At 68.0% G+C, this 6,134-nt stretch carries 9 protein-coding genes and 1 other RNA gene; 6 read left to right on the forward strand and 4 right to left on the reverse strand.

Annotated features, from left to right (window positions below; all coding sequences use genetic code 11):
• Window positions 1-19: 19 nt before the first annotated feature.
• Window positions 20-205 (reverse strand): hypothetical protein, encoded by a 186-nt coding sequence (locus tag RJ1_RS37780; RefSeq protein ID WP_073368463.1) that lies wholly within the window; start codon window positions 203-205, stop codon window positions 20-22.
• A gap of 415 nt (window positions 206-620) precedes the next feature.
• Here RJ1_RS37780 and RJ1_RS37785 point away from each other — a divergent pair, with 415 nt between their 5' ends.
• The 4 genes from RJ1_RS37785 to RJ1_RS37795 are packed head-to-tail and all read left to right on the forward strand — an operon-like array spanning window position 621 to window position 2,133.
• Window positions 621-1,067, forward strand: coding sequence for an FAS1-like dehydratase domain-containing protein (locus RJ1_RS37785; RefSeq protein WP_073368466.1), 447 nt, complete (start codon window positions 621-623; stop codon window positions 1,065-1,067).
• Window positions 1,064-1,483 (forward strand): MaoC/PaaZ C-terminal domain-containing protein, encoded by a 420-nt coding sequence (locus RJ1_RS37790; RefSeq protein WP_073368468.1) that lies wholly within the window; start codon window positions 1,064-1,066, stop codon window positions 1,481-1,483. The genes RJ1_RS37785 and RJ1_RS37790 overlap by 4 nt, the downstream gene beginning before the upstream one ends.
• 23 nt (window positions 1,484-1,506) lie before the next feature.
• On the forward strand, window positions 1,507-1,662 hold the full coding sequence (locus RJ1_RS48245; RefSeq protein ID WP_240319734.1) for a hypothetical protein: 156 nt from the start codon (window positions 1,507-1,509) through the stop codon (window positions 1,660-1,662).
• Window positions 1,663-1,668: 6 nt separating this feature from the next.
• Complete coding sequence (locus RJ1_RS37795; RefSeq protein WP_255284938.1) at window positions 1,669-2,133, forward strand: LysE family translocator; 465 nt, start codon at window positions 1,669-1,671, stop codon at window positions 2,131-2,133.
• Between the two features lie 7 nt (window positions 2,134-2,140).
• Here RJ1_RS37795 and RJ1_RS37800 read toward each other — a convergent pair whose 3' ends face one another.
• Together RJ1_RS37800 and rnpB are read right to left on the reverse strand one after the other, a co-directional pair.
• Entirely contained in the window at window positions 2,141-2,944 is an 804-nt protein-coding gene (locus RJ1_RS37800) for an alpha/beta fold hydrolase (protein ID WP_073368470.1), read from the reverse strand.
• Between the two features lie 195 nt (window positions 2,945-3,139).
• Window positions 3,140-3,577, reverse strand: an RNA gene (rnpB, locus tag RJ1_RS37805) — RNase P RNA component class A.
• A 60-nt stretch (window positions 3,578-3,637) separates the two neighbouring features.
• On the opposite strand from rnpB, the gene RJ1_RS37810 reads away from it, so the two are divergent.
• Window positions 3,638-4,165, forward strand: a complete 528-nt coding sequence (locus tag RJ1_RS37810; protein ID WP_174695070.1) for a DUF1697 domain-containing protein — start codon at window positions 3,638-3,640, stop codon at window positions 4,163-4,165.
• A gap of 7 nt (window positions 4,166-4,172) precedes the next feature.
• Window positions 4,173-5,423 (forward strand): SLC13 family permease, encoded by a 1,251-nt coding sequence (locus RJ1_RS37815; protein ID WP_073368473.1) that lies wholly within the window; start codon window positions 4,173-4,175, stop codon window positions 5,421-5,423.
• Window positions 5,424-5,430: 7 nt separating this feature from the next.
• On the opposite strand, the gene RJ1_RS37820 is transcribed toward RJ1_RS37815, so the two are convergent.
• Window positions 5,431-6,134 (reverse strand): bifunctional RNase H/acid phosphatase (locus tag RJ1_RS37820; RefSeq protein ID WP_073368487.1); only part of this gene is annotated, 704 nt, incomplete at its 5' end.

Raw genomic sequence — 6,134 nt, forward strand, 5'->3', positions numbered from 1 at the left:
CTCATCCCTCCCGGCAACGCTAGTTGTTCCACTCCTCGTCGGCCCGGTCCGCCGCCTTGTTCCGCTCCGCGGCGATCTGCAGCGCCTTCTCGGCCGAGTCCCTGTCGGGGTAGGGACCCATCCGGGACATCGACGATGCCGCCTTCCCCTGGGTGACGGTGCCGTCCTCGACGTTGTAGTACCAGAGATGATCTTCGTCAGTCATGTCCTCAGTGTGGCACCGGTGGGACGGATGGAGTTGTGGATCACGCTCAGACTGTTACCCTCGGAGACCTGTCCGGTGATATGTTCCCCGGCGCCGGTCAGTGCGGTGCCGATGGCCCGTCTTTCCGTGCGCAGTGCCCGAACAGAGAATGGAGCGAGCATGTCGACGATCATTTTTGATCAGCTACTTCCCTACCTCGGTGCCGAAGGCGCCACGTACTGGGCCCAACTGCTGATGGTCGATCCCGTCTGAGGCTGTCGACCAGTCGATCCTCGAAGCCCCCGCCGGCACGTGACGGTGGGGGCTTCGTCGTATCTGGGCTTCGTCACGGCACAGGCATGCCTGCGACACTTTCGTGACGAATCATCGAACGCTTCGCCCTGCCCGGGGGACGGGACGTCTCTAGGCTGACCTGATGGCAGTGAATCCAGAGATCGAGGGTCGTGTCTATCCACCGACCGAGCCCTACCTCGTCGGCCGCGAGAAGATCCGGGAGTTCGCCCGCGCCGTCTTCGCCACCAATCCCACCTCGTTCGACGTCGACAGCGCACGAACCGCCGGTCACACCGATCTCGTTGCCCCGCCGACATTTCCCGTCATCGTGCAGGAACGGGCACTCGCTCAGCTGGTCGCCGATCCGACCTCCGGGATCGAGCCGGTCAACCTGGTGCACAGCACGGAACACGCCACGTCCATCCGCCCGGTCGTCGCGGGCGACGAACTCTCCGCCGTGCTCACCGTCACGAACGTGACGTCCCGCGGTCCGCACACGCTGCTCGTCGCCGACATCGACATCGTCGACGCCGCAGGTGATCACGTGAGCACCATGACGTCGACCCTGTTCGTCAGGGGTGACGAATGACGTCGCCGCAGCGAATCCTGCTCGGCGACACCGTCGCCAAAGCCCGATACCACCTCACCCGGGAGTCCCTCGTCCGCTATGCCGGGGCGTCCGGTGACTTCAATTCCATCCACTACCGGGACGATGTCGCGGATGCCGTCGGCCTGCCCGGCGTGCTGGCACACGGCATGCTCACGCTCGGGCTCGCCACCCAGTGCGTCGTCGACTGGCTCGGCGACCCGGCACGGGTCACCGGCTACGGGGCCCGCTTCACCAAGCCGGTGATCGTCGACCCGGAGGAGGGAGCGGTCGTCGACGTCGTCGCGAAGGCCGCCCAGGTCGACGAGGACGCAGGCACCGCACGCATCGACCTGACCGTGACGTTCGACGGGCACACCGTCCTCGGCAAGTGTCAAGTGTGGATTTCGCTGCGCTGACGACGCCCGACATACTGGGGCCCATGATCGGTGTCGTGGTGACCGCTGTTGCGGTGCTCGGGCTCATGACCGTCATGCCGGGCCCGGACATGGCGGTGGTGACGCGTGCCGGACTGTCCGGGGGACGCGGCGCCGCGCTACGGGCGACGTTCGGGGTGGTGGCCGGGTTGATGGTGTAGGGCGCGCTGACCGTCGTCGGGCTCGGCGCCGTTCTCGCCGCGTCCGCGGAGGCGTACACCGTCGTGAAGATCGTCGGCGGGATGTACCTGGTGTATCTGGGGGTCTCCACCCTGTGGCAGAGCCGGACCCGACGGCGCGCCGTCGTCGACGCCGAGCCGGCACCGGTTCCGTCGCCGGGGTCGAGCTGGCGGGCCGGATTCCTGACCAACCTCCTGAACCCGAAGATCGCGGTCTTCTACACCGGGCTGCTCCCCCAGCTCGTTCCGCCCGGCTGGCCGACCGCTCCGACGCTGGCACTGCTCGTGCTCGTCCACGGGCTCCTCGGGATCGTCTGGCTCGGCGGATACAGCATCCTGCTGACCCGCGCACGGGCCACGTTGGAGAAGCCGTCCGTCCGGCGGGTCCTGGATCGGATCACCGGAACGGTCCTCCTCGGCTTCGGCGCCGCGGTGGTCGCCGAAGCGCGGTAGTCCGGCCTCAGCGCGGGGAAGCGGCGGAACTCGACGAGCTGCCGCCCAGCAGAATCGTGCTGATCAGGTTCGGGTCGTCGGTCATCGGCACGTGCCCGATGCCCGGCAGTACGAGGATCCGCGCCTGCGGGAAGGATCTGCGCACCCGCCGCGCCTGATACACCGGCAGAATCAAGTCGCGCCGCCCCCAGGCGACCGTCACGGGCACCGTCGCGTCGACGACGCGCGGAAGGTCGAACGAGGCCGTCATCCCCTTGTCGACCAGCGTGTTGGTGGCGAGCGAGTGGGCGTCGATCACGGCGTCCTCGTACCGCACTCGACTGGGCCGCGCGAAGAAGGCGGCCAGCGAGGGGTAGCGGACGGCCTTGTACCCGAGCGCTCTCGGCGCGTTCGAGCCGAGTGCCCGGGTGAGCCCGCGCAGGGCCCGGAACGTGTAGATGGTGCGGGCCTGATCGGCGCGGTTGACGAAGAATCCCGCCGGCGAGAGTGCGGTGGCCGACGCGACCTCGCCGCGGGCCGCGAGGGCGAGGGAGAGCCAGCCGCCGAGCGAGTTCCCCGCGACGTGTGGTCGTTCACCGGCCGGGGTCACCGAGCGGACGAAGGCGCTCAGTTCCTCGAGGAGGTGATCCATCGTGTCGGCGCCGTCTTCGAGCGCCGCCGATTCGCCGTGCCCCGGGAGGTCCACGGTGACGACTCGGCGGTAGGGCGTCAACTGGTCCAGCAGGACATTCCAGGCCTGCCGCCGATGCACGATGCCGTGCACGAGCACCAATGTGGGGCCGGAACCGGCGATGTCATGAGGCAAGTCCATGGACAGATGTTACCGCTATCACGAGTAACATCTATCGCCGGATCAGTGGGGCCCCGTCGCCCACGGACGTGGGCGACGGGCCCCGACATCGACCCCGATTCGGGTCGGTCGGGCCGATGCGGAAAAGATGCTAACCGGTCTGTTTGTTACTTGCCAGTCGGGGTCGAGATCTCGCCAACCGGCGCAAGGATGAGGCGGACGAGTTGGCGTGTAAGCCGGATCCTGTCCCCGGCGCCGAAGCGCCGGGTGGCGACCATCCATCTGGATACACCGTCGCCGGGTACCTCGAGCGGTTCACCCGCAGGCTCGGGCGAGCAGCCCTCGAACACCTGCGCAGCCGCACCGGGATCCCGGAGGATCCGATGCGGCCTTCAACCTTGCTCCGGGCGGGGTTTACCTAGCCACCCCGGTCACCCGGGGTGCTGGTGCGCTCTTACCGCACCGTTTCACCCTGACCGACGCCTCACCCCGGAGGGTGTGGCGCCGGCGGTCTGTTTTCTGTGGCACTGTCCCGCGAGTCACCTCGGGTTGCCGTTAACAACCGCCCTGCTCTGTGGAGTCCGGACTTTCCTCGACTCGGGGCCTGTGCACTCACGTGCTGGTTCCCTGTGCCGCGGCCGCCCGGCCAACTCGTCCGCCCGATCAGACTACAGTTCGCGTGAACGTGTCATGCCGCCGCACTATGGTCTGAGCATGACCCGATACGCCGCCCTTCTGCGCGGTATCAATGTGGGCGGCATCAACATCAAGATGGCCGACCTCCGCAGCACCTTCGTCGATCTGGGATTCGAGAACGTGAAGACCGTCCTCGCGTCGGGCAATGTGCTGTTCGATTCCGATCGCGACGACATTCCCGCGCTGAAGAGCGAGATCGAAGCCGGGCTTCGTGCCGAATTCAAGTACGAGGCCTGGGTTTTCGTCCTCGACCTCGACACGGTCCGGCAGATCGTCGACAACTATCCGTTCGATCCCGAGCGAGAGGGCTGGCACCCGTACGTGCTGGTGACGCCCGAACCCGAGGTCCTGAACACACTTCTGAGCATCCGGGACGAGCTGGATCCGGAGGTCGAACAGATCCAGGCCGGCGACGGCGTCCTGTATTGGGAGGTCGAGCGGGGCATGACACTGAAGAGCAGATTCGGCAAGAGCACCGGTTCCGCCAAGCTGAAGGCCTCCACCACCACCCGGAATCTGCGCACCCTCCTCAAGCTCCTGAAGTGACTCGCCGGTGACCGTTCTGGCAGTGGCGCTCGTCGCCGCGGTCCTCGTCTTCGCGGTCGTCCGTCCTCGCCGGCTCCCCGAGATCGTCGCGGCCGCACCGGCGGCCGTCGTCGCCCTGGCCACCGGTCTGGTGACACCCGCGCAGGCGTGGGACGAAGTGACCGCGATGGCCCCGACCGTCGGGTTCCTGGCGGCGATCCTCGTTCTCGCGCATCTCGCCGACGCCATGGGTGTGTTCACCTGGATCGCGGCCAGGCTGCGACGCGGGGCACGCGGAGACCCGAAGAGATTGCTGACGCTCGTGTTCGGGGCCGCGGCACTCACCACCGCGGTGTTGAGTCTCGATGCCACGGTGGTTCTGCTGACCCCGGCGGTGATCGCGACGGCCCGCTCGTTGCGGATGGATCCGCGGCCGCACTCCTACGCCAGCGCTCACCTGTCGAACACGGCATCGACGCTGCTGCCGGTCTCGAACCTCACCAACCTCATCGCGTTCTCCGCGACCGGGCTCAGTTTCCTGCATTTCGCCGCCGTCATGGCGTTGCCCTGGGCGGTGGCGATCATCGTCGAACTGATCCTGTTCCGGATATTCTTCCGGCGCCACCTGGTTCGGCCGGACGCCGACCCGGAGCCGACTCGCGATCCACCCGCACCCACGGTGGCCCTGTCGATCATCGCGGCGACACTCGTCGGTTTCGCGGTGTCCGGCTTCGTGGGGGTCGCGCCGGGGTGGGTGGCGGCGGCCGGAGCGATCGTGCTCGGCGTCGTCGCGCTGCGCGACGGCCGTACCGACTTCGGACGCATCGTGTACTCCGTCGACGTGTGGTTCTGCGCGTTCGTCCTGGTCCTCGGCGTCGTCGTGGCCGGCGTCGCGAACGGTCCGATCGGCGACTGGATCGGCGCGCGGCTGCCGACCGACACGTCGTTCGTAGCGCTGCTGACGATGGCCGTCGTCGCCGCGGTCGCCGCGAATCTGGTAAACAACCTCCCCGCCACGCTGCTCCTACTGGCAGCGCTCGGGCCCCACGCCCCGGCAACGCTCGTTCTGGCGATGCTGCTCGGTGTGAATCTCGGCCCCAACCTCACCTATGTGGGGTCGCTGGCGATCATGCTGTGGCGGCGGGTGGCCGCGCGAGCCGGATCCCCCGCGGATCTACGGACTTTCACCGTTCTCGCGCTGGTGACCACCCCGTTGACCCTGCTCGCCGCGGTCGTTGCCCTCTGGGCCTGTGAGTACTTCCTAACCGCGGGCGGTTAATAAGTACTCACAGGTGGGAGGTGTCGTTGACCAGGCGGACGGACGAGCCGCCGTCGGGGTAGAACTCGGCGATGCTCAGCGACGCCAGATCCAGGTGCAGCCGGTACAGCAGCGACGGTCCCGCGTCGAGCGCCAGCTGCAACAGCGTCTTGATGGGGGTCACGTGCGTGACCACCAGGATAGTGGAGCCGGCGTAGGTGGCGGTGAGATCGTCGCGGACCTTCAGGATCCGCTCGCGCACCTCATCGAAGCTCTCCCCCGACGGCGGGCACACCGACGTGTCCGACAACCACTTGCGGTGCAGTTCCGGATCGCGTTCCGCAGCTTCCCGGAACGTGAGGCCCTCCCACTCCCCGAAGTCGGTTTCGGTGAGGCCCTCGTGCACGGTGACCGGAAGTCCGAGCACCTTCGCCGCAGCCGAGGCGGTCTGCTGTGCGCGGCCCAGCGGCGAGGACACCACCGCCGCGATTCCGCTGTTGCCGGCGAAGCGTCCGGCCGCGCCGTTCGCTTGCGCCTGCCCGAGGTCGGTGAGGGCCGGGTTCCCGCGACCCGAGTACCGCCGATCGACGGACAGCGGGGTCTGCCCGTGGCGCAGCAGCAGCATCCGGGTCGGCGCCCCCGTCGTGTCCATCCAGCCCGGCGCCGCGGGGGTGGCCGTCTCCGATAGGGCGGCGGGTTCCGGCTCGGCGGCGGCGCCGTCCATGGGCTCGG

Origin of the sequence: Rhodococcus jostii NBRC 16295 (assembly GCF_001894825.1) — a bacterium.
GTDB classification, from domain to species: domain Bacteria; phylum Actinomycetota; class Actinomycetes; order Mycobacteriales; family Mycobacteriaceae; genus Rhodococcus_F; species Rhodococcus_F jostii.